The following is a 21,690-nucleotide window of genomic DNA, read 5'->3' as shown; positions in this document are numbered from 1 at the left end:
GTAATGCCTGACATCTATCACTTTTTCCAACAGCTGGTTAATGGCATGACCATTGGCAGCACGTATGCCCTGATCGCCATCGGCTATACGATGGTCTACGGCATCATTGGAATGATCAACTTCGCCCACGGCGAGGTGTACATGATCGGCTCCTACGTGGCGTTCATCGCCATCGCCGGGCTGGCCATGCTGGGCCTCGACAGCGTTCCGCTGTTGATGACCGCCGCTTTCCTTGCAACCATCGTTGTCACCAGTGCCTATGGCTACAGCATCGAACGGATCGCCTACCGCCCATTGCGCGGCAGCAACCGTCTGATCCCGCTGATCTCCGCCATCGGCATGTCGATCTTCCTGCAGAACACCGTTCTGCTGGCGCAAGACTCCAAGGACAAATCCATCCCCAACCTGATTCCGGGCAATATTGCCTTTGGGCCAGGTGGCGCACATGAAGTGCTGATTTCCTACATGCAAATCGTGGTGTTCGTGGTGACCCTGGTCGCCATGCTCGGCCTGACGCTGTTCATCTCCCGCTCTCGCCTGGGCCGCGCCTGCCGCGCCTGCGCCGAAGACATCAAGATGGCCAACCTGCTGGGTATCAACACCAACAACATCATCGCCCTGACCTTCGTCATCGGTGCCGCGCTGGCAGCCATCGCCGCCGTGCTGCTGAGCATGCAATACGGCGTGATCAACCCGAACGCCGGTTTCCTCGTCGGCCTCAAGGCCTTCACCGCCGCGGTACTGGGCGGTATCGGCAGCATTCCGGGCGCCATGCTCGGCGGGCTTGTTTTGGGTGTGGCGGAAGCCTTTGGTGCCGATATCTTCGGCGACCAGTACAAGGACGTCGTGGCGTTCGGCCTGCTGGTTCTGGTGCTGTTGTTCCGGCCAACCGGCCTGCTGGGCCGTCCGGAGGTTGAGAAGGTATGACTAGGAATCTTAAACAAGCGCTGTTCAGCGCCTTGCTGGTGTGGGCCGTGGCCTACCCGGTACTCGGTCTGAAGCTGACCATCGTCGGCATCAACCTCGAAGTTCATGGCACCAGTGACGCCACCCTGATCACCATCGCGGTGTGTTCGGTGCTGATGTTCCTGCGTGTGCTGTTCGACCAGCAGATCAGCTCGGCCTGGCGTTCGTCGCCAAGCATGCCGCTGATTCCGGCCAAGGCCAGCAACTTCCTGACCCTGCCGACCACGCAACGCTGGATCATCATCGCGCTGATCGCCGGTGCCCTGGTCTGGCCGTTCTTCGGCTCCCGCGGTGCGGTGGATATCGCAACCCTGGTGTTGATCTACGTGATGCTCGGCCTCGGCCTGAACATCGTGGTCGGCCTGGCTGGCCTGCTCGACCTCGGTTACGTCGGTTTCTATGCCGTCGGCGCCTACAGCTACGCGCTGCTGTCGCACTACTACGGCCTGAGCTTCTGGATCTGCCTGCCGATTGCCGGCCTGATGGCGGCCACCTTCGGCTTCCTGCTCGGCTTCCCGGTACTGCGCTTGCGCGGTGACTACCTGGCGATCGTGACCCTGGGCTTCGGTGAAATCATTCGCCTGTTCCTGCGCAACCTGACCGGCCTCACTGGCGGTCCGAACGGCATCAGCAACATCGAGAAACCGACGTTCTTCGGCCTGACCTTCGAACGCAAGGCCGCGGAAGGCCTGCAAACCTTCCATGAGTACTTCGGTCTGGAATACAACTCGATCAACAAGGTGATTTTCCTTTACCTCGTTGCCCTGTTCCTGGCACTGGCTGCGCTGTTCGTCATCAACCGTTTGCTGCGCATGCCGTTGGGCCGTGCCTGGGAAGCGTTGCGTGAAGACGAGATCGCCTGCCGTGCGCTGGGCCTGAACCCGACCATCATCAAGTTGTCGGCCTTCACCCTGGGTGCGAGCTTCGCCGGTTTCGCCGGCAGTTTCTTCGCCGCTCGCCAGGGCCTGGTGACGCCGGAGTCCTTCACCTTCATCGAGTCGGCGATCATCCTCGCCATCGTGGTGCTCGGTGGCATGGGCTCGCAGCTGGGCGTGATCCTCGCTGCCGTGGTGATGATCCTGCTGCCGGAAATGATGCGTGAGTTCAGTGAGTACCGCATGTTGATGTTCGGTGCCTTGATGGTACTGATGATGATCTGGCGCCCTCAGGGTCTGCTGCCCATGCAACGTCCTCACATGGAGCTGCGCAAATGAGCCGCGAGATCCTGAAAGTAGAAAACCTGAGCATGCGCTTCGGCGGCTTGCTGGCGGTCAATGGCGTGGCCTTGAGCGTGAAAGAGAAACAAGTGGTGGCATTGATCGGCCCTAACGGCGCCGGCAAGACCACCGTGTTCAACTGCCTGACCGGCTTCTACAAGCCGAGCGGCGGCAGCATCCTGCTGGACGGCGAGCCGATCGAAGGCCTGCCAGGTCACAAGATCGCCCTCAAAGGCGTGGTACGGACCTTCCAGAACGTACGGTTGTTCAAGGACATGACCGCGGTCGAGAACCTCTTGATCGCCCAGCACCGTCACCTGAACACCAACTTCCTGTCCGGTCTGTTCAAGACCCCGTCGTTCCGCAAGAGCGAGCGCGAGGCCATGGAGTACGCCGAATACTGGCTGGACAAGGTCAATCTGCGTGAGTTCGCCAACCGTCCGGCCGGCACCCTGGCCTACGGTCAGCAACGTCGCCTGGAAATCGCCCGCTGCATGATGACCCGTCCGCGGATCCTCATGCTCGACGAACCGGCCGCCGGCCTGAACCCGAAGGAAACCGAAGACCTCAAGGCGCTGATCAGTGTGCTGCGTGAAGAGCACAACGTGACCGTGCTGCTGATCGAACACGACATGAAACTGGTCATGAGCATTTCCGACCACATCGTCGTGATCAACCAGGGTACGCCCCTGGCCAACGGCACGCCGGAACAGATCCGCGACAATCCTGAAGTGATCAAAGCCTACCTGGGGGAAGCGTAAATGCTGCAGTTCGAAAACGTTTCCACCTTCTACGGCAAGATCCAGGCCCTGCACAGCGTCAACGTCGAAGTCCGCCAGGGCGAGATCGTGACCCTGATCGGCGCCAACGGTGCCGGCAAGTCCACGCTGCTGATGACGCTTTGCGGTTCGCCGCGCGCCCACAGCGGCAGCATCCGCTACATGGGTGAGGAACTGGTCGGCCAGGACTCTTCGCAGATCATGCGCAAGAGCATTGCCGTGGTGCCGGAAGGTCGTCGGGTGTTTTCCCGGCTGACCGTAGAAGAAAACCTGTCGATGGGCGGTTTCTTCACCGCCAAGGGCGACTATCAGGAACAGATGGACAAGGTCCTCGGACTTTTCCCACGCCTGAAAGAGCGCTTCAACCAGCGTGGCGGCACCATGTCCGGCGGCGAACAGCAAATGCTCGCCATCGGCCGTGCCCTGATGAGCAAGCCCAAGCTGTTGCTGCTCGACGAGCCGTCGCTGGGTCTGGCACCGATCATCATCCAGCAGATCTTCGACATCATCGAACAGCTGCGCAAGGATGGTGTGACGGTGTTCCTGGTCGAGCAAAACGCCAACCAGGCACTGAAAATCGCTGACCGCGCCTACGTTCTGGAGAACGGCCGGGTAGTGATGCAAGGCACCGGTGAAGCGCTGCTGACCGACCCGAAAGTGCGCGAAGCGTACCTCGGTGGTTGAGCCTTTGCGGTAAAACAAAAAACGGCCTTTGCAGGCCGTTTTTTATGCCTGACACCCTTTCCACAACGCTGAAGATCCCTTGTGGGAGCGGGCTTGCTCGCGAATAGGGAGGGTCAGTCGACATGGTTGTTGTCTGACACGCCGCATTCGCGAGCAAGCCCGCTCCCACAGGTTTTGTACAATCCATTACAACCGATCCAGCACCTCCCCACTGCGCTTGAACCAGCCGATCAAATAATCCGCCAGCACCTGCGTACGCTTGGGCAATCCACCCTGATACGGATGCACCAGGTACATCGGCATGCTGCGGGTCTGATAGTCGCGCAGCAGCCATCGCAAACGCCCGTCCGCCAGCTCCGCTGGCAAACAGTAGGACGGCAGGCGCGCAATACCGGCGCCAACCAGTGCGGCTTTCTTCAACAGGTTGTAGTGGTTGCTGGCGAACGGCCCCGACACCCGCACCCGCAACAACTCATGCTGCTGGTGATACAGCCATTCTTCGCGGCCGCTGTAATGGCTGTTGAGCAGGCAGCGATGTTCGGCCAGCGCCTGGGGTGTTTGCGGTTCACCGTATTGCTCCAGATAAGCCGGGCTGGCACAGGTCAGTTCCTGCCACGCCAGCAATGGGCGCGCGACCAGCCTCTGGTCAAGGGCCACGTCAGAGCGGATCGCCAGGTCGAATCCGTCCCGGGACAATTCGCGGTAGCTGTTGTTGAGCTCCAGCTCGATCTGCACCTGGGGATACTTTGTCGAGAACTCCAGCAACAGACCATCGAAGAAGGTTTCCCCGAGCGACACCGGTACCGTCATCCGCACCGGGCCGGCCATGTCGTCCTTCAAACGCGCCAGGGCCTGACGTGCCCGCTCGACTTGCACCACCAGCGCCTGTGCCTGGGGCAACAACGCAGCGCCAGCGGCGGTCAGGCTCAAGCGGCGAGTGGTACGTTGCAACAGCACCACGGAAAACTGCGCTTCCAGCTGGCTGATGCGCTTGGACAACTGGCCTTTGCTGCAACCGAGCTGCTGCGCCGCCAGGGTGAAACTTCCCGCTTCGATCAATACGGCGAACGCGGCCAGGTCATCCATCTCGCTCATGGATTGTTTCCATTTGAAAACCAAAGGTTGCCTATTAGCGCGCTTATCTACAAAAAAAACCACCCTACACTGATACCTCGTTCAACCCATACGAGGATCAACCCCCATGAAAATTCTTTTGATCGGCGCAAACGGCACCATCGGTTCGGCAGTCGACAAGGAACTGTCGCAACGCCACGAAATCATCCGGATTGGCCGCAACAGCGGCGACTTTCAGGTGGACATCAGCGACAGCGCCTCGATTCGCAAACTGTTCGAGCAGACCGGTAAATTCGATGCCCTGGTGTGTGCCGCTGGCAACGTGACCTTCGCACCGCTGAGCGAGATGACCGAAGAAAGCTTTGCCCTGGGCCTGAAAGACAAGCTCATGGGTCAGGTCAATTTGCTGTTGATCGGCCGCGACTTCGCCAATGACGGTGCGTCGTTCACCTTCACTACCGGCGTACTCAGCCACGACCCGATTCGCAGTGGCGCCTCGGCGGCGCTGGTCAACGGTGCGCTGGACAGCTTCGTTCGCGCCGCCGCCATCGAACTGCCGCGCGGTCTGCGGGTGAACTCGATCAGCCCCAACGTCCTGGTCGAAGCCATGGGCAAATACGCGCCGTACTTCCGAGGCTTCAAGCCCGTGCCAGCAGTAGATGTGGCCTTGGCCTACGCCAAAAGCGTAGAAGGCCTGCAGACAGGACAGACCTTTCACGTCGGCTGAGCCGGTTCCTGCTCAATCAATCAACGTGGGCAATAGGTCTTTGGCGACGGTTTTCGGGATGAACACCAGAAACTGCGAACCCAAGGCCGATTGCACTGTCCCCGTAGAAATCTTCCAGCCATTGATCGACAGCGTCAATTTCTGGCCTATCGATTCACGGGTAATGCGCTGCATACGCTCAGCTGCTTCAGGACTGAGCGTGACATTCATTTCAAATGCCGAATGAAGCCTGTCGCTGTCCTTCAACAGCAACTCCATCCGGGTGAAGTCGGTTGCCGAAGACAAATTGATCTCGGCAGCGTGACTGCCAGTGGCCCCCGTCATCACCATCAGAAACAACCCGATCTTCCAGCCCATTGCCTGTTTCATATCCGCTGCCTGCAAAAAAGCGGCAGCTTACCTTTGGGATCCTGACACTCGGCATCGGAATAATTCACAAGATGTTGCCGCAAATCGCCCTTCCCTTTGCCAGAGCCCCACTCCAGCCTTGTGATGAACGGTCAGCCTGAGTAACGTGGCAGCACTTGTCAGGAGACCCCAAGATGCGTGTTGCCCGTTCCTTAGTCCTCGTTGCCCTGCTTCCGCTGTTCGCCGCTTGCCAGTTGTTCGAAGGTGAGCGGCAGAACGCCTCCCATGTCGGCCAGACACGCATGCAAGGCCAGTTGACCGCGGCGGACGGCAAACTGCTGTTCCAGCCGTGCAACCAGTCTGCGCGCTACGTGGTCAACGACACTGGCGGTACCAGCGTCCTGCAGCAGGCCGCCAGCCTGGCGGACAAGCAAGGCAAGCTGTTTGCCGACGTGCGCGGGCGGGTTGTGGCCGGCAGCGGTGGTGACGGCCAGCTCGATCTGGAGCAGTTGTACCGCGTCGAGCGCTCGGGCAACGCGTGTGAGGATCCGAATTTCAAGCTGCTGATCCTGCGCGCCGCCGGCCATACCCCGGAGTGGAGCGTGAAAGTCAGCGGCAAAGGCATGGTCCTCGACCGGGCCGGCCAGCCGCCGTTGGCCGTGCCTTACGTCGAAGAGCAACTGGGTGATGGCCGTTTCAACCTCAGCACCGAAGCCAACAACCAGCACATTGAACTGTGGGTTGCACCGCAACGCTGCGTCGACAGCAGCACCGGCAGCATCCAGCACATGAGCGCCGAGCTGCGCATCGACGGCCAGGTACAGCGCGGCTGCGGGTATTTCGGCGGATCGCGCGACGACTGATCGTTTAAGCCTCACGGGCCTGTGCCTTTGCGGCTTATAATCGCGGGTTTCAAACGCCCTGGCGCAGTTGTGCGCCCCGCGAACCGGATCCCGCCATGTTACGAATCACCGAACTCAAGTTGCCGATCGACCATCCCGATGAAGACCTGCGCCCTGCCATCGTGCAGCGCCTGGGGCTTGCCAGCGATGACCTGCTCGACTTCACCTTGTTCAAGCGCAGCTACGATGCGCGTAAAAAGTCCTCCGAGCTGTGCTTCATCTACACCATCGACCTTGAAGTTCGCGACGAGGCGGCGGTGCTGCACAGGTTCGCCGATGACCGTAACGTCAACGTGGCGCCGGATGTCAGCTATAAAATGGTTGGCCAGGCACCGGCCGACCTGAGCGCACGTCCGATCGTCGTCGGCTTCGGTCCGTGCGGGATTTTCGCCGGGCTGCTGCTGGCGCAAATGGGTTTCAAGCCGATCATCCTCGAACGTGGCACCGAAGTCCGCCAGCGCACCAAGGACACCTGGGGCCTGTGGCGCAAAAGCGTGCTCAACCCGGAATCCAACGTGCAATTCGGCGAAGGCGGCGCAGGGACATTCTCCGACGGCAAACTGTACAGCCAGATCAAGGACCCGAAGTTCCTCGGTCGCAAGGTCCTGCACGAGTTCGTCAAGGCCGGCGCACCGGAAGAAATCCTCTACGTCAGCAAGCCGCACATCGGTACGTTCCGCCTGACCGGCGTGGTGGAAAACATGCGTGAGCAGATTCGCGCCCTGGGCGGCGAAGTGCGCTTCCAGCAGCGTGTCACCGACGTGCTGATCGACGATGGCCAACTGGTCGGCGTCGAGCTCAATGGCGGCGAACAGATCCATTCGAAGCATGTGATCCTGGCCCTCGGCCACAGTGCACGCGACACCTTCCGCATGCTCCACGGCCGTGGTGTGTACATGGAGGCCAAGCCTTTCTCGGTGGGTTTCCGCATCGAGCACCCGCAGTCGCTGATCGACCGCGCGCGACTGGGCAAGTACGCCGGGCACCCGAAACTCGGCGCCGCCGACTACAAACTGGTGCACCACGCCAAGAACGGCCGTTCGGTCTACAGCTTCTGCATGTGCCCCGGCGGCACCGTGGTGGCGGCGACGTCCGAGCCGAACCGCGTGGTCACCAATGGCATGAGCCAGTACTCGCGTAACGAGCGCAATGCCAACTCCGGAATCGTTGTCGGCATCACGCCGGAAGTCGATTATCCGGGCGGCCCGCTGGCCGGTATCGAACTGCAGGAACGCCTGGAGTCCCACGCCTTTGTGCTGGGCGGCAGCAACTACGAAGCCCCGGCGCAACTGGTCGGCGATTTTATCGCGGGCAAGCCGTCCACCGAATTGGGCAGCGTCGAGCCGTCCTACAAGCCTGGCGTTGCCCTGGGTGATCTGGCGCTGGCACTGCCGGCGTTCGCCATCGAAGCGATTCGCGAAGCCTTGCCGGCATTCGAGAAGCAGATTCGCGGTTACTCGCTGCACGACGCGGTGTTGACCGGCATCGAGACCCGCACCTCTTCGCCGCTGCGAATTACCCGCAATGAGTCGATGCAGAGCCTGAACGTCAAAGGCTTGTTCCCGGCCGGTGAAGGTGCCGGTTATGCGGGCGGGATTCTGTCGGCGGGTGTGGACGGGATTCGGATCGCCGAGGCTGTGGCTCGGGACATCCTTGGCCTTGAGGCTTAAGGTTTAAAGCAAAAGATCGCAGCCTTCGGCAGCTCCTACAGGATTTACACCATCCCTTGTAGGAGCTGCCGAAGGCTGCGATCTTTTCATTTGTGTCAGATATTGGCGCGCAGCACGCTGGCCGGCAGCGGCTCACCCCGCTCCACCGTCGCCGCGACCGCAGCCATCAAACCACTCAACTCATAGCCCTGGGCCTTGAGCCACTGCGGATCGTAATAGGTCGTGGCATAGCGTTCGCCGCTGTCACACAGAATCGCCACCATCGACCCCGTCTCCCCTGCCGCTTTCATGTGCTGAGCGGCCATCAGGGCGCCGATCAGGTTGGTCCCGCTCGACCCGCCCACATGGCGTCCCAGGCGTTCCGCCAGGTAGTGCATGGCCGCCAGTGACAGGGCATCCGGCACCTTGACCATGGCGTCGATCACCTTGGGCAGAAACGATGCTTCCACACGCGGCCGGCCGATGCCCTCGATGCGCGAACCGTGGTCCAGTCGCAGGCTGGCATCGCCGGTCTGGTAGTAATCGAAGAACACCGAGCGCTCGGCATCGGCACACAGCACGCGGGTGCAATGCTGGCGATAACGCACGTATCGACCCAGTGTGGCCGTGGTGCCGCCGGTACCGGGGCTGGAAATCAGCCAGCTCGGCTCGGGATGCTGCTCGAATCGCATCTGCTGAAAAATCGACTCGGCAATGTTGTTGTTCGCTCGCCAGTCGGTGGCGCGCTCGGCGTAGGTGAACTGATCGATGAAGTGCCCGTCGTGCTCACGAGCCAGGCGCTCGGACTCGGCGTAGATCTGGGTCGGGTCGTCGACCAGATGACTTTGGCCACCGTAGAAGGCGATCTGCGCGATCTTTTCCTTTGAGGTCGTTGCCGGCATCACCGCAATGAACGGCAAACCCAGCATGCGCGCAAAGTACGCCTCGGAGATCGCCGTGGACCCGCTGGAAGCCTCAATGACCGGCGCACCGGGTTTGAGCCAGCCATTACACAGCGCATACAGGAACAGCGAACGGGCCAGGCGGTGCTTGAGGCTGCCCGTGGGGTGGCTGGACTCATCCTTGAAATACAACTCGATGCCCGGAAAACCCGGAAGCGGCAAGGGGATCAAGTGGGTGTCGGCGCTGCGCTGGAAGTCGGCTTCGATGATCCGGATCGCCTCGCGGGACCACTGTCGGTTGTCGCTCATGATGGTTTTCTCGTTGAATCGGGCAGGAGTTGGCCTTTGTACGAGGCCCATCCAACAAGCTTAGGAAAAATCCTGCATCCGGCACAGGTACAGCTGAGATCCAATACGCCAGACAACTGCTAGGCTCAGCTCGCTGGCGACGGATCACTCTGTAACGGGATATAACAAAAAAGAATATAACTTTTGTTTTAACAACTAACGGTACTTGTTAGGGTGTAACACCTTTTGAATTCACAGATGGAGAGCGACCTTGCCTCTGCGTAGCACTTTCACGCGTTTCTTTCAGTTGGAAGCTGCCAGCGGTCTGTTACTGATCGCCGCTGCCGTTCTGGCTCTGATCATCAACAACTCACCGCTGTCGTGGCTGTACAACGGCCTGCTGGACACTCCGGTGGTGGCCCAGATCGGCGCTCTGAAAATCGCCAAGCCGTTGCTGCTATGGATCAACGATGGCCTGATGGCGCTGTTCTTCCTGCTGATCGGCCTGGAAGTGAAGCGCGAAGTCCTCGACGGCCAGTTGTCCAAGCCATCGCAAATCGTCCTGCCCGGCGCGGCGGCCATTGGTGGCATGGTGGTGCCGGCGCTGATCTACTGGTACCTCAACCGCGACACACCACCTGCCCTCAACGGCTGGGCAATCCCGACTGCGACCGACATTGCCTTCGCCCTTGGCGTGCTGGCGTTGCTAGGCAAACGAGTTCCGGTTTCGCTGAAACTGTTCCTGATGACCCTGGCGATCATCGACGACCTCGGCGCGATCATCATCATTGCGATCTTCTATTCCGGCGCGCTGTCGACTCTGTCCCTGGCGCTGGCCGCCGCCTGTATTGCGGCGCTGATCGGGATGAACCGGCTTGGTGTAGTCAAGCTCGGGCCGTACCTGATCATTGGCCTGATTCTCTGGGTCTGCGTGCTCAAGAGCGGTGTCCACGCCACGCTGGCCGGCGTAACGCTTGCCTTCTGCATTCCGCTGCGCACAAAAAATGCCGAGCCTTCGCCACTGCTGACCCTGGAACATGCCCTGCACCCGTGGGTCGCCTACGGCATCCTGCCGCTGTTCGCCTTCGCCAACGCCGGCCTGTCCCTGAGCGGCGTCACCGTCGAAAGCTTCACTCATCACGTTCCCATGGGCATCGCCATCGGGCTGCTGCTGGGCAAGACTGTCGGCGTCTTCGGCCTGACCTGGCTGGCCGTGAAAACCGGTATCGCCGCCCTGCCCCAAGGCGCTAATTGGGGCCAGATATTGGGCGTGGCGATTCTCTGCGGCATTGGTTTCACCATGAGTCTGTTTGTCGGCTCACTGGCCTTTGAACCGGGTGTAAGTGATTTCGCCGGAATGGATCGCATGGGAATCCTGACCGGTTCGATTCTCGCCGCGCTGATCGGTTATGCGGTGACCGCGATGGCGAGTCGCAAGCACTCCGGCCTGGCCTCCTGATAAACCGCGATATCGCCTGACGCCAAGCAAGACTCACCTGCGCTGAAAAACAAAAAACCCGATCAGTCGCCTGATCGGGTTTTTGTTTATCCGGTGTTTGCGCTTAGTGCGAAACGCGGCTGGTGCCATTCACACTGGCGATGCGCACACGCTCGCCAACACGGAACACTTCGTTCGGCTGAACTTCCTGTACGTAGGCACGCATGCTGCCATCGTCTTCGCGCACGGTGATTTCCACGCCCTGGGTGCGGGTCATGCCCTCTTCTGCGGCCGAACCGATCAGGCCGCCGGCAACTGCGCCGATGACCGCAGCAACGATACTGCCTTTGCCGCCACCGATGGCGCTGCCGCCAACGCCGCCAACCACTGCGCCTGCAGCGCCGCCGATCGGGGTTTTGGTGCCTTCGATTTTCACCGGACGCAATGCTTCGATGGTGCCCATGCGAACGGTCTGCACGCGACGCGCCTCGTCACGGGAGTAGGAGTCACCGGTCAGGCTCGATTGGCAACCAGTGAGCAACATCGCCATCGTGGAAAAGGAAGCAACCAGCAGAACAGACTTACGCATAGCATCAACTCCAAAGAAACAGATGTTCATTAAACTCCGCAGCTTGACGCCTGTCACGACACCGCCCGGGTAAAATTGTTTTGATTCAGGCTCCGTTAAGGCGCCTCCACGAACTCACACAGTAGCGGTAAATTCGGAAAACCGCCCAAAGGCCAAGGATTTCAATGGACTACTTTATCATCGTCGTCACGACGGTTGCCGGTTTGTACTTCCACTGGTGGCTGTACGTACGGATCAAACGCTGGATGGACCGCGACCTGGCGCTAGCGCTGGCTGGCAAGGATGAGCAGAAAAAAGCCTTCATGCTCGAACAGTTGGCGAGTGCCCAGGCGCAGAAGATCAAGCGTCGAGACCTGCCGAAGTGGCTGGAGGCCGCTGCGGCAGGCTATCCCGATCGGTAGACTGCTCAGGGTGCCAGGCGTTCAAGAATCCAGTCGGCGCCCTGCTGGCGGTAATTGAGGCGGTCGTGCAGGCGGCTTGGGCGGCCCTGCCAGAACTCGATGCGCTCCGGCAACAGGCGATAACCGCCCCAGTGTTCCGGGCAATGCGGCTGGGTGTCGCTGAAACGTTGCTCGGTGTCCTTGAGCAGCGCTTCGAGCTCGCCACGATCGGCGATCACGCGGCTTTGCGGCGATGCCCAGGCCCCCAGGCGACTGCCCAGTGGACGGACCTGATAATAGGCGTCGGACTCCTCGGGCGTCACTTTCACCACCCGCCCTTCGATGCGCACCTGGCGCTCCAGCGCCGGCCAGAAAAACGTCATGGCCGCGAACGGGTTCGCGGCAAGATGCTGGCCTTTGGCGCTTTCGTAGTTGGTGAAAAAGGTGAAGCCCTGCTCGTCCAGGCCCTTGAGCAACAGAATGCGACAGTGCGGTCGACCATCCTGGTCAACGGTGGCCAGGGTCATGGCGTTGGCTTCCACCGGCGCCTGCTCGGTTTTCACCGCGTCGGCGAACCACTGGTGGAACAACGCAAACGGCTCGGCCGGGGCTTGCGCCTCGGTCAGGCCATCACGGGTGTAGTCACGACGCATATCAGCCAGGCCCTGGGTCATGGCGCATTCCTTTTGGTTAACGAATCACTGCTTTGCAGTATCGGTGGCGACGACTTTCTTGTCAGCCGTGGAGGCTTTGGCTGGTGTGGTTTTCTTCGCCGGCGTTGCGGTTTTCGCAGGTGCTTTCTTGGCCGCCGCTTTTTTCGCCGGGGCTTTTTTCGTCGCTGGAACAGCAGCCTTTTTAGTCGCCGGGGCCGGTGTAACCGGTTTGGCGACCGGCTTGACGTCAGCGGCTGCAACCATGCTCACAGGGGCCGGGGCCGGCATGTTGTACTTGCTCAGCAGCGCGACCATGGTGTTTTGCGGGGTCACCAGCAGTTCCACACGGCGGTTCAACGCACGGCCTTGCGCACTGTCGTTGGCGGCACGCGGCGCATCACCGCCCAGGCCACGCAGCATCAGGCGATCACGCTGCAAGCCACTGAGACGGAAAATCGCCGCAACGGACTGGGCACGCTCCTGGCTCAGTTTGACGTTGGCAGGCGCCGCGCCGGACGTATCGCTGTGGCCGAGGATCAAGACAGCGGTCTTTGGATCGGCTTCAAGGATCTTGGCAACGCGGGTAAACGGACCGAGCGTGACCGGCAGCAGCATGGCCGGACGATCAGGGTTGAACGAGCCTTCGACCGGTGCAGTTACTACCAGCACGTTTTCGCGGCGCTCGAGTTGCAGGTTGCTGTCCTTGACCGCCTCGCGCAGACGCGGTTCGTAGTCGTCAAGCCAGGCCTGGGTGACTTTCGGGTCGGGCATCGGCACGGCCTTGGCGGCACTCTTCTCGTTACCGCCGAACGGCCACCACCACTTGCTGCCGCTATCGGTTTTGGCCTTGGCCACCGCCACGGGTTTGGCCTCAGGTTTCACCTCCGGCTTGGCCACGGGCTGGCCGGCGCTGTCGTCGGAACCGAACGGCCAGTACCAGTGGCTGGCGCTTTCAGTCTTGGCGACAGGGGCCGTCGCGTCTTTCTGTGGAGTCTGTGCACAACCGGTAATGGCGAAACACAGGGCCAAAGCGAGGGTTTTATTGGATGACATTGGATATCCACAAAAATGAAGTCAAAAAATCAGGCCACGACGGCCCGCAGAAACTGACGGTTTGAAACTGAAAAGGCTATCGGGTTCCAGCCCTGGAGACCGATAGCCGCTTTTACAGACAAGTGGCCAGAACCCGAACCAGCTTTTGCGCGCGCGGGTCCATCAAGACGTAGGGGCCCAGGGTATTTGTCACAAATCCGAAGGCTACATCGTGTTCCGGATCGGCAAAGCCGATGGAGCCGCCGGCACCCGGATGACCAAACGCCCGCGGGCCAAGGCCGAAGGTGGCATTGGCAACGTCCGGTTGATCAAGCATGCAACCCAGGCCAAAACGGGTCCGGGTCAGTAAAGTCTTGTCCTCGCCGAGGCTGTGCTCACGAGTCAACTCATCGAGCATTTCGCTTTCCAGCAGGCTGCCATCGAGCAGGCCGGCGTAGAAGCCGGCCAGGCTACGGGCATTGCCATGGCCATTGGCGGCTGGCTGCTGCATGCGTCGCCACTCGGGTTTGTTGGTGCTGGTCATGATCGACGGCGGGTTGGTGAACGCCCGGGTCGTCATGGCCGTTGGCTCACGCATGGTCACTTGCAGCAGGCGCTGGGCGGCGGCATCGCCGACATTGCCCTTGCCCCGCGCAATGTGGGCCACGCGATAGAACTCTTCGTCGGCCAGCCCCACATGGAAGTCCAGGCCCAACGGTTTGGCGACCCGCGCGACAATGGATTCCCCCGGCCCACGACCGTCGGCACGACGCAGCAATTCGCCGACCAGCCAGCCATAAGTGATCGCCGCATACCCATGACCTTCGCCCGGCGTCCACCACGGCGTTTCGCCAGCCAGGGCGTCGACCATGGTTTGCCAGTCGTAGAGGGCTTCGGGGGCCAGTAATTCGCGCAATGCCGGAAGACCGGCCTGATGGCAGAGCAATTGTCGCAGGGTGACGGACGCTTTGCCGGCCGCGGCGAATTCGGGCCAGTAGCGTGCCACCGGCGCATCCAGTTGCAGCTTGCCTTCGGCCACCAGTTGCAGCGCGGTGACGGCGGTAAAGGTCTTGGTGCAGGAGAACAGGTTGGCGATGGTGTCACTGTGCCAGGCCTCGGCCCCGTCCTTGTCGGCGGTGCCGGCCCACAGATCAAGGACGGTTTCGCCACCAATCCGAATGCACAATGCTGCGCCACGCTCCTGGGGATCGTCGAACAGCGCCGCGAAAGCCTCTCGCACCGCTTCGAACTTAAGCTCGTAATGACCCTGAATCTGCACCCGCAACTCCCCCGGATTAACGCTCTACAAAGTGGCGGGCATTGTTCCAGCCCTTGAGGGTTTTGGGAACAGGGTTGGGCTGGGCGGTTGTTTCGCCGCGGCCGAAAAATGTAGGAGCGCTGCGCGCTCCAACGGGGGCAAGCCCCCTCGCCACAGGGTTTCAGCTTTTAATGGCCTTTACCGGAATGCCCACCCGCGCCCTTCCCCGGGCCTTTTCCGGCCTCGGCTTTCCTGCCACCCTCGGCGTCGTGGCTGGTTTTGTCGGCGTCAGCCGCCTTCCCAGCCTCTTTGCCCAATTGTTCGACCGTCGCCAGGTTGCTCTTGCGCACGCTGTCGACAAAGCCCTGGAACGGCAGATCCGTGATCCCCACCAACCCGAAGTGACCGTTTTCACCATCAAGCAGACGCCCGGTGACCGGTTGATCGAGGTACTGGAACCAATGAACACCGACAATCGACGGCTCGTTCATTGCCTGCTTGAGGAAGTTGGCATATGCCGCACCACGGTCCTCCTCCTTCGCCAACGGCGTGACGCCACCCCAGAACGGCCCACGATCAGCCGAACCGACATTGAACTCGGTGATCAGCACCGGTTTGTCGAGACTGCGCAACTTGGCGAAGTCGTAACCATCCTGGGGTTGCAGGGTGTACATGTTGAAGCTCAGCACGTCGCAATACTGGGCGCAGGACTCGACGGCTTCCGGCGTGCTGATGGCGAAACGGCCACCGAGCAGCAACTGGTTTGGCGCGTGCCACTTGAGTGAGTCGGAGATGGTCTTGAAGTAAGTGTCGGCAAAGACCTTCTGGAAGTATTTGAAGTCGGCTTCGATTTCCGGGTGCTCGGCGCTCGGCAGCGGTGGCACGAATCCTGGATCCTCCATCAATTCCCAGGCAGGCAGATCAATGCCCCAGGCTTTCGACAGGCCCGCCTGATTGCGGTACTTGTCACGCAGTTGCTTGAGGAATGCACGCTTGGCCGGCACGTCGGTGGTCATTTTCAAGGTGCCGTAGGCCAGGGCATAACGGGCTTTCGGATCCTCCCCGGGACCGGCCCAGGCCAGTTCGTTGTCGGCGTAGTAACCGATCAGCCACGGATCGTCACGATGGTCGCGGGCGGCAATCGCCACTGCTCGCTCGGTGGCCATGGCAAAACGCGGGTCGAACGGATCGGGCATGCCGCCCCACCAGTCGGTACCGGTGCTGATGCTGGCATAGTCGCCGACGATCGACAGCGGCAGGGTGTATGGCACGCGATCGGCATTGCCCAGTACCGGGGCGCTCCAGTTGCCGATGGTGTTGAAGCCCCAGGCCTGCAGGCGATCAAGGGTGTGACTGGCCCAGCGTTGCTCGTCGAACAACGCTTTGCACGGTTCGACCGATGTTGGCTCTGCCGCTGTTGTTATCGTCGCTTCAGTCTTGGCGGCTTCGGCGACGCCGGACTCGGCGGTTGCAGAAGCGACAGGTTGCTCGGCCGCCTTGGTCGCTGTCGCTTCAACCGCATCCGCCTTGGCCGCCGCGGCCACGCCCGCTTTGGTTTCGCTGCCCAACGCGCAAGGATCGCCATACAGACGTTGCAGGTTGGCACCATAGAAGTCGTACCAGCGCCCGGCATTGTAGCCCCGCCCTTGATCGGCACCATTGCCGCCACGGTTGTTGCCTTCGCCGTAGTGGCTGGCCAGCGCCTCGTCAGCCTTGGGCAGGGACTCGAACATCCACTCGCGACCGGCCACATAGGTCTGGTTGACATCCGGGGCCAGGGTATTGACCCCGAGGGAGTAGAACGGGTGGCCTTCAGGCGTCACCAGATACCAGCGACCGTTGCGCTTCTCGGTGCGGAAAAAGCCGCTGGCCTTGAAGGACGGGCCTTTGCTCAAACCACCGAACTTGTCCAGGGAGAACTTCTCGCGCTCAGCCAGCCAGGTTTTCAGTTGTTGCTGTTCTTTGGCGGCGGAGCTTTTCAACTGCTCGTCGTTGCTGACTTTTTCCGGCCATCTGGCCCGGGTCGACTGGCCGTACGCATCCACCAACCCGCCATACACGGCCTGGCTGACCGACTCGCCGTCCTGCACACCAAAGCGCTCCAGCAGGATGCTTTGCGCGGCTTTGGGCTGGTCCATCGACAATGTCACGGACACCACCTGGCTGCGATCCAGCTCACCGGAGCTGCTGGCCAGCAACACACGCTGGCCCTCAACGGTCATCGGCATCGGCGGGCCGGCCTTCATGCCCTGGCTCAGCGGCGATGTCGCTTGCAGCGGCACCAACAGGGTTTGCGCCGGTCCGGCCGGCAGATCGACGCGACTGACCAGGGTCTTGCCGTCATTGCTCTGGATGGTCACGTACAGGGTCAACGCCCAGTTCATCGCGCTCTGGATCCGCAGGCTCATGACACCCGACTGCGACCAGTCCCAGGCACCGGTTTGCGGGGCCAGGCGCAACGTCGGCCGGGCGACCGGGTTGAAGGTCACCCGGCGCAGCACTTCGTCTTCAGGGGTTTGCTCGGCGTTGGATTGCGGCAGGCTGGCGTCCTGTGTCGCCACCTGGACCACGTCGGCGGGGCGCACAAAGTTGAACAGCGTCTGCTGGCTGGCAGGTGCAGCCAACAGCGGTGTTGCGAACAACAGGGCAAATACGGCAGGCAACGAACGGCAAATCATGAGAACGAAATTCTCCCTAACGACCTTCAATGGGCCAGTGAAAAAGCGGTGGCAGAGAGATAGACAACGCGGTGGGCAAAACTGCCCACCGGTGCTTCAGGAAATTTCTCGACGGAACGGCGGCAACGCGTTGAGGATGGCTTTGCCATAGCGCTGGGTCACCAGGCGCCGGTCGAGCAAGGTGATGGTGCCGCGGTCTTCTTCGGTGCGCAGCAAGCGACCGCAGGCCTGGACCAGTTTCAGCGAGGCGTCCGGTACGGAGATTTCCATGAACGGGTTACCGCCCCGGGCTTCGATCCATTCTGACAGCGCCGCTTCGACGGGATCATCGGGTACCGAGAATGGAATCTTGGCAATGACCACGTGCTCACAATAGGCACCAGGCAAGTCGACGCCTTCGGCGAAGCTCGCCAGGCCGAACAGCACGCTGGAATCCCCGCCATCGACCCGCGCCTTGTGCTTGTTCAGGGTTTCCTGCTTCGACAGGTTGCCCTGAATGAACACTTGCTTGCGCCAGTCGCGGTCCAGGCCATCGAACACGTCCTGCATCTGTTTGCGCGAGGAAAACAGCACCAGCGTACCCCGCGAGCCTTCGACCAGTTCCGGCAGATCACGAATGATAGCGGCGGTATGTGCCGCTGCATCACGGGGATCGGCGTTCAGGTTCGGCACCCGCAGCACACCGGCGTCGGCGTGATGGAAGGGGCTTGGCACCACCGCCGTCACGGCTTTTTTCGGCAGCCCGGCGCGCATGCGGAAGCGGTCGAAGGTGCCGAGGGCGGTCAGGGTCGCCGACGTCACCAGGCAGCCATACGCCACGTTCCACAGATTACGGCGAAGCATTTCCGCCGCGAGGATGGGACTGGCGTTGACCTCGATGTCGAACAGCGACCCGCTTTCGGCCAGGGTCAGCCAGCGGGCCATGGGCGGGTTGTCTTCCGGGTCTTCGACGGTAAAGGCGGTCCACAGCTCCCAGTTGCCGGAAGAGCGCGACAGCAGGCTGCCGAACAGTGGGTACCACTCTTCAGCCTGGTTGCTGGCGATGCCAATGTTGACCTCGCCGTCCATGCCTTCCTTGAGCAGGTCGGTCAGGCGGGTGAACAAGTCGGTCAGCCGTGCGAAGCCTTTCTTCAGTTCGATGCCCATTTCACGCATGTGCTCGGGAATCACCCCGCCGACGAATCGGTGACGCGGGCGCTCGCGGCCTTCGACGTCTTCGCCGGGTTTGAAATCGGCGATCTGCTCGCACGCGGTGAACATGAACTGCTGCTGGGTCTTGATCTCCCGCGCCAGGTCCGGCACCTGCTCGATCAACTTGCCCAGGTCGCCTGGCAACGGGTGTTGGGCCAGCAGTTTAGTGAGATTCTTGGCAGTGGTTTCCAGCCAGTCGGCGGTGGAGCGCAGGCGCGTGTAATGGGCGAAGTGGCCGATGGCCTTGTCCGGCAGGTGATGGCCTTCGTCGAACACGTAGATGGTGTCGCGTGGGTCCGGCAGTACGGCGCCGCCGCCCAGGGCCAGGTCAGCCAGGACCATGTCGTGGTTTGTGACGATCACGTCGACCTTGCCCATGCCTTCGCGGGCCTTGTAGAAAGCGCACTGGCCGAAGTTCGGGCAGTGACGGTTGGTGCACTGGCTGTGATCGGTGGTCAGGCGCGCCCAGTCGGCGTCTTCCAGGGCGGTGGACCAACTGTCGCGGTCGCCGTCCCACTTATTGCCGGCGAGCTTCTCGATCATGCTGGTGAACAGCTTCTGGCTGGCCTCGTCGACCTCGATCTTGAAGCCTTCTTCTTCGAACAGTTGCGCAGTGGCAGTCTGCGCGTGGCCTTCCTGGAGCAACATGTCGAGTTTGGACAGGCACATGTAGCGCCCGCGCCCCTTGGCCAGGGCGAAACTGAAGTTCAGCCCGCTGTTGCGCATCAGGTCGGGCAAGTCCTTGTAGACGATCTGCTCCTGCAGGGCCACGGTGGCCGTGGCGATCACCAGGCGCTTGCCGGCGGCCTTGGCCGTGGGGATCGCCGCCAGACTGTAGGCCACGGTCTTGCCGGTACCGGTGCCGGCTTCCACCGCGACAATCGCGGGGTCGCCACTGCGCCGGCCTTCGTCGTCGGTGTCGATGTCACCCAGGACCTTGGCGATTTCGGCGATCATCAGGCGTTGGCCGTAGCGCGGCTTGAGGCTCTTGGCTTCGAGAAAACGCGAGTAGGCGCCCTGGATCGTGGTTTTGAGTTCGGTGCTGATCATGGATTGTCGGGCGCAAAAAACGCTGGATAAATTTTCAGTGGTTCGGATCGACGGCTATCATACCCCGCTAATGAATCCTGCGCAGAACGGAGTATCCGAATGACACCTTTTAGCCTCATATATAGCCTGCATGTACTGGCGGCCCTGGTCTGGGTCGGCGGCATGTTTTTCGCCTGGATGGTCCTGCGCCCTGCCGCGATCACGGCACTTGAAGGCCCTGCCCGGCTGAAGTTGTGGGTAGAAGTGTTTCAAGGTTTTTTCCGCTGGGTCTGGGTGGCGGTGGTGCTGTTGCCGGTCAGCGGCGTGGGCATGCTGCATATGCACTTCAACGGCTTTGAAGCCGCACCGCGCTATGTGCAAGTGATGATGGGCCTGTATGTGGTGATGACCGCGCTGTTTATCCGCATTCAGGCGCTGATGCTGCCGGAGCTGCGCACCGCCGTGGCCGAACAGGATTGGCCGGCGGGTGCCAGTGTGCTGGGGCGGATTCGCCGGTTGGTGGGGATCAATCTGTTGGTGGGGTTGGCTGTGGTGGTGATTGCGGCGGCTCGGCCGATGTTTTGAAGTACCTGTGGCCGGAGATGCTGTTGTGGCGAGGGGGCTTGTCGGATCGCCGCACCGCCCCGTTCGGCTGCGAAGCAGTCGTAAAACCAGAAACCGCTAACCTTCAGCAGTATTGCGATTGCCGAAATGGGGGCCGCTTTGCGGCCCAACGGGGGCAAGCCCCCTCACCACAGGCAAGCTCCCTCGCCACGGGTTCTCGGCGTTTCTTACAACCGCTGCACAGTCACCGAACCCGCCGCACCTTCAGACCCCGGCTGCCCGTCGGCGCCAGGTTTGCCGCTCTTGCCGCCATCGGCCTTGTAGACCAGGCAGCCCTTGGCCTTGCCGCCAGCACCCGGCTTGCCGCCCGGGCCGGCCAGGCCACCGGCGCCGCCAGCCACCTGCACCTTGATCCGGTCTGCCGGAAAGTCGTGTGGTATTGACAGCCTGACCAACGCACCCGGCGCGCCTGGTTGACCATTGCTGCCATCACTGCCATCGGCACCGCGACCGGCCTGGCCCCAGGTGCAGCCAGGGTCCTGACCGTTGGCGCCATCCAGGCCGACAAATCCCGGTGCGCCTGCACCGCCTCGAGCGTCCACCAACAATTGTGGTGCATTCAGTGTCTTGATCTGCAAATCAAGATTGCGCCCGGAGCGGGCGGCTTTCTGATAGGTTCCGGGCGCGCCCCGCGCGGTGATCTGGCTGCCTTCGGACAAATCAGCGCGACGGACCTTCAGCGCCAGCGCCTGCTCTCCCGGCACAATGGCGATGCGCGCTTCACGCCCCAGATGCAACTCACCCACGGTGACTTCGGTGACGTTCGAAGGAATCAGCAAGGTGCCGTAATCGGCCACTTCCAGGCGTTCCAGTTGCAGGGTGCTGGCGGTATTGGGCAAACGCATCAGCGAGTTGGGCTCGACACTCACCACCTGTGCGCTGGCCAATGGACTGATGAGTGCGGCGAGCAGACAGAGTTTACGCATGGGAAGCCTTCGAAGCGCTGGGGGCTGGAATGGTTTGCAGGTGGAATACACCGAAAATGACGATCCTCAGGCGGTCAAACCAGGGATGGGCGCGACCTCGCAGGCTGCGATAACACAACAGTGCTTCCAGAAGATGGATGAACCCCAACAGGCCGCCGGCCAGATTGACCAACGGGTGCAGCGGAAAGACAAATGGCGTGAGCTGGTTGACCAGCACCACCAACCAGAACAGCAGGGTCAATAACCGCCCCAGCCCCCATAAGACCTTCATATGCTCCCCCGATGAGAATTATTGTTTGGGCGCACAGTAACGGCTTCCGCGCGGGATAAGCCAGAGGGCAATGGAAAAATCTTCA

General features: G+C 61.3%; 21 protein-coding genes. 10 read left to right on the top strand and 11 right to left on the bottom strand.

All coding sequences use genetic code 11. The features are described 5' to 3' along the window. The first annotated feature begins 3 nt into the window (after nucleotides 1-3). From livH to KW846_RS23055, 4 genes are read left to right on the top strand one after another with little or no spacing between them, the layout of a single operon-like run. Entirely contained in the window at nucleotides 4-927 is a 924-nt protein-coding gene (livH, locus tag KW846_RS23070; protein ID WP_007976647.1) for a high-affinity branched-chain amino acid ABC transporter permease LivH, read from the top strand. After that, nucleotides 924-2,180, top strand: a complete 1,257-nt coding sequence (locus KW846_RS23065; RefSeq protein WP_007976646.1) for a high-affinity branched-chain amino acid ABC transporter permease LivM — start codon at nucleotides 924-926, stop codon at nucleotides 2,178-2,180. Before livH ends, KW846_RS23065 begins: the two co-directional genes overlap by 4 nt. Then, nucleotides 2,177-2,944, top strand: a complete 768-nt coding sequence (gene livG / locus KW846_RS23060; RefSeq protein WP_007976644.1) for a high-affinity branched-chain amino acid ABC transporter ATP-binding protein LivG — start codon at nucleotides 2,177-2,179, stop codon at nucleotides 2,942-2,944. Before KW846_RS23065 ends, livG begins: the two co-directional genes overlap by 4 nt. Then, nucleotides 2,945-3,646 carry an ABC transporter ATP-binding protein gene (locus KW846_RS23055; RefSeq protein ID WP_015093834.1) on the top strand — a complete coding sequence of 234 codons (702 nt, stop codon included), beginning with the start codon at nucleotides 2,945-2,947 and terminating at the stop codon, nucleotides 3,644-3,646. A gap of 186 nt (nucleotides 3,647-3,832) precedes the next feature. Here the strand turns inward: KW846_RS23055 and KW846_RS23050 are convergent, their stop codons facing one another. Continuing rightward, nucleotides 3,833-4,741, bottom strand: coding sequence for a LysR family transcriptional regulator (locus KW846_RS23050; protein WP_218485566.1), 909 nt, complete (start codon nucleotides 4,739-4,741; stop codon nucleotides 3,833-3,835). A 106-nt stretch (nucleotides 4,742-4,847) separates the two neighbouring features. Between KW846_RS23050 and KW846_RS23045 the strand changes: the two genes are divergently transcribed. Beyond that, nucleotides 4,848-5,447, top strand: coding sequence for a short chain dehydrogenase (locus tag KW846_RS23045; protein ID WP_218485565.1), 600 nt, complete (start codon nucleotides 4,848-4,850; stop codon nucleotides 5,445-5,447). 12 nt (nucleotides 5,448-5,459) lie between these two features. Here the strand turns inward: KW846_RS23045 and KW846_RS23040 are convergent, their stop codons facing one another. Beyond that, a complete protein-coding gene (locus tag KW846_RS23040; RefSeq protein WP_218485564.1) occupies nucleotides 5,460-5,816 on the bottom strand; it encodes a hypothetical protein in 357 nt (118 codons plus the stop codon). A gap of 173 nt (nucleotides 5,817-5,989) precedes the next feature. Here KW846_RS23040 and KW846_RS23035 point away from each other — a divergent pair, with 173 nt between their 5' ends. After that, nucleotides 5,990-6,658, top strand: a complete 669-nt coding sequence (locus KW846_RS23035) for a COG3650 family protein (protein ID WP_218485563.1) — start codon at nucleotides 5,990-5,992, stop codon at nucleotides 6,656-6,658. Between the two features lie 95 nt (nucleotides 6,659-6,753). Next, on the top strand, nucleotides 6,754-8,367 hold the full coding sequence (locus KW846_RS23030) for an NAD(P)/FAD-dependent oxidoreductase (RefSeq protein WP_116580156.1): 1,614 nt from the start codon (nucleotides 6,754-6,756) through the stop codon (nucleotides 8,365-8,367). Nucleotides 8,368-8,462: 95 nt separating this feature from the next. On the opposite strand, the gene KW846_RS23025 is transcribed toward KW846_RS23030, so the two are convergent. Beyond that, entirely contained in the window at nucleotides 8,463-9,560 is a 1,098-nt protein-coding gene (locus KW846_RS23025; protein ID WP_177323520.1) for a PLP-dependent cysteine synthase family protein, read from the bottom strand. A gap of 247 nt (nucleotides 9,561-9,807) precedes the next feature. Between KW846_RS23025 and nhaA the strand changes: the two genes are divergently transcribed. Beyond that, complete coding sequence (gene nhaA, locus KW846_RS23020; protein WP_218485562.1) at nucleotides 9,808-10,995, top strand: Na+/H+ antiporter NhaA; 1,188 nt, start codon at nucleotides 9,808-9,810, stop codon at nucleotides 10,993-10,995. A gap of 103 nt (nucleotides 10,996-11,098) precedes the next feature. Here nhaA and KW846_RS23015 read toward each other — a convergent pair whose 3' ends face one another. After that, nucleotides 11,099-11,563, bottom strand: a complete 465-nt coding sequence (locus tag KW846_RS23015) for a glycine zipper 2TM domain-containing protein (protein WP_007971612.1) — start codon at nucleotides 11,561-11,563, stop codon at nucleotides 11,099-11,101. Between the two features lie 164 nt (nucleotides 11,564-11,727). Between KW846_RS23015 and KW846_RS23010 the strand changes: the two genes are divergently transcribed. Then, on the top strand, nucleotides 11,728-11,964 hold the full coding sequence (locus KW846_RS23010; protein ID WP_217837406.1) for a hypothetical protein: 237 nt from the start codon (nucleotides 11,728-11,730) through the stop codon (nucleotides 11,962-11,964). A gap of 5 nt (nucleotides 11,965-11,969) precedes the next feature. Here the strand turns inward: KW846_RS23010 and pdxH are convergent, their stop codons facing one another. The 5 genes from pdxH to dinG form a co-directional block, all read right to left on the bottom strand. After that, a complete protein-coding gene (gene pdxH / locus KW846_RS23005) occupies nucleotides 11,970-12,617 on the bottom strand; it encodes a pyridoxamine 5'-phosphate oxidase (protein ID WP_007971615.1) in 648 nt (215 codons plus the stop codon). A 24-nt stretch (nucleotides 12,618-12,641) separates the two neighbouring features. Beyond that, nucleotides 12,642-13,649, bottom strand: a complete 1,008-nt coding sequence (locus KW846_RS23000; RefSeq protein WP_218485561.1) for an OmpA family protein — start codon at nucleotides 13,647-13,649, stop codon at nucleotides 12,642-12,644. Nucleotides 13,650-13,761: 112 nt separating this feature from the next. Continuing rightward, nucleotides 13,762-14,907: a serine hydrolase domain-containing protein gene (locus KW846_RS22995; RefSeq protein ID WP_218485560.1), complete on the bottom strand. Its 1,146-nt coding sequence runs from the start codon at nucleotides 14,905-14,907 to the stop codon at nucleotides 13,762-13,764. Nucleotides 14,908-15,074: 167 nt separating this feature from the next. After that, complete coding sequence (locus tag KW846_RS22990; protein ID WP_218485559.1) at nucleotides 15,075-17,564, bottom strand: beta-galactosidase; 2,490 nt, start codon at nucleotides 17,562-17,564, stop codon at nucleotides 15,075-15,077. Between the two features lie 96 nt (nucleotides 17,565-17,660). Beyond that, nucleotides 17,661-19,805, bottom strand: coding sequence for an ATP-dependent DNA helicase DinG (gene dinG, locus KW846_RS22985; protein WP_218485558.1), 2,145 nt, complete (start codon nucleotides 19,803-19,805; stop codon nucleotides 17,661-17,663). 99 nt (nucleotides 19,806-19,904) lie between these two features. Between dinG and KW846_RS22980 the strand changes: the two genes are divergently transcribed. Continuing rightward, entirely contained in the window at nucleotides 19,905-20,369 is a 465-nt protein-coding gene (locus tag KW846_RS22980) for a CopD family protein (RefSeq protein WP_218485556.1), read from the top strand. Nucleotides 20,370-20,575: 206 nt separating this feature from the next. Here KW846_RS22980 and KW846_RS22975 read toward each other — a convergent pair whose 3' ends face one another. Beyond that, the gene (locus tag KW846_RS22975) at nucleotides 20,576-21,334 is read right to left on the bottom strand and encodes a collagen-like protein (protein ID WP_218485553.1); all 759 of its coding nucleotides are present in this window, start codon (nucleotides 21,332-21,334) and stop codon (nucleotides 20,576-20,578) included. Then, complete coding sequence (locus KW846_RS22970) at nucleotides 21,327-21,605, bottom strand: DUF1145 domain-containing protein (RefSeq protein WP_218485551.1); 279 nt, start codon at nucleotides 21,603-21,605, stop codon at nucleotides 21,327-21,329. Before KW846_RS22970 ends, KW846_RS22975 begins: the two co-directional genes overlap by 8 nt. Between the last annotated feature and the right edge of the window lie 85 nt (nucleotides 21,606-21,690).

Source organism: Pseudomonas sp. PDM32, from assembly GCF_019219225.1.
GTDB classification, from domain to species: domain Bacteria; phylum Pseudomonadota; class Gammaproteobacteria; order Pseudomonadales; family Pseudomonadaceae; genus Aquipseudomonas; species Aquipseudomonas laurylsulfatiphila.
The sequence above is the reverse complement of the archived record's forward strand: the minus strand, read 5'-3'. Positions and strand labels throughout refer to the sequence as shown.

Bases quoted from the DNA above. Each gene is read 5' to 3' on its own strand.
- livH (WP_007976647.1), top strand. From the start codon at position 4: ATGCCTGACATCTATCACTTTTTCCAACAGCTGGTTAATGGCATGACC.
- KW846_RS23065 (WP_007976646.1), top strand. From the start codon at position 924: ATGACTAGGAATCTTAAACAAGCGCTGTTCAGCGCCTTGCTGGTGTGG.
- livG (WP_007976644.1), top strand. From the start codon at position 2,177: ATGAGCCGCGAGATCCTGAAAGTAGAAAACCTGAGCATGCGCTTCGGC.
- KW846_RS23055 (WP_015093834.1), top strand. From the start codon at position 2,945: ATGCTGCAGTTCGAAAACGTTTCCACCTTCTACGGCAAGATCCAGGCC.
- KW846_RS23050 (WP_218485566.1), bottom strand. From the start codon at position 4,741: ATGAGCGAGATGGATGACCTGGCCGCGTTCGCCGTATTGATCGAAGCG.
- KW846_RS23045 (WP_218485565.1), top strand. From the start codon at position 4,848: ATGAAAATTCTTTTGATCGGCGCAAACGGCACCATCGGTTCGGCAGTC.
- KW846_RS23040 (WP_218485564.1), bottom strand. From the start codon at position 5,816: ATGAAACAGGCAATGGGCTGGAAGATCGGGTTGTTTCTGATGGTGATG.
- KW846_RS23035 (WP_218485563.1), top strand. From the start codon at position 5,990: ATGCGTGTTGCCCGTTCCTTAGTCCTCGTTGCCCTGCTTCCGCTGTTC.
- KW846_RS23030 (WP_116580156.1), top strand. From the start codon at position 6,754: ATGTTACGAATCACCGAACTCAAGTTGCCGATCGACCATCCCGATGAA.
- KW846_RS23015 (WP_007971612.1), bottom strand. From the start codon at position 11,563: ATGCGTAAGTCTGTTCTGCTGGTTGCTTCCTTTTCCACGATGGCGATG.
- KW846_RS23010 (WP_217837406.1), top strand. From the start codon at position 11,728: ATGGACTACTTTATCATCGTCGTCACGACGGTTGCCGGTTTGTACTTC.
- pdxH (WP_007971615.1), bottom strand. From the start codon at position 12,617: ATGACCCAGGGCCTGGCTGATATGCGTCGTGACTACACCCGTGATGGC.
- KW846_RS23000 (WP_218485561.1), bottom strand. From the start codon at position 13,649: ATGTCATCCAATAAAACCCTCGCTTTGGCCCTGTGTTTCGCCATTACC.
- KW846_RS22990 (WP_218485559.1), bottom strand. From the start codon at position 17,564: ATGATTTGCCGTTCGTTGCCTGCCGTATTTGCCCTGTTGTTCGCAACA.
- dinG (WP_218485558.1), bottom strand. From the start codon at position 19,805: ATGATCAGCACCGAACTCAAAACCACGATCCAGGGCGCCTACTCGCGT.
- KW846_RS22980 (WP_218485556.1), top strand. From the start codon at position 19,905: ATGACACCTTTTAGCCTCATATATAGCCTGCATGTACTGGCGGCCCTG.
- KW846_RS22975 (WP_218485553.1), bottom strand. From the start codon at position 21,334: ATGCGTAAACTCTGTCTGCTCGCCGCACTCATCAGTCCATTGGCCAGC.
- KW846_RS22970 (WP_218485551.1), bottom strand. From the start codon at position 21,605: ATGAAGGTCTTATGGGGGCTGGGGCGGTTATTGACCCTGCTGTTCTGG.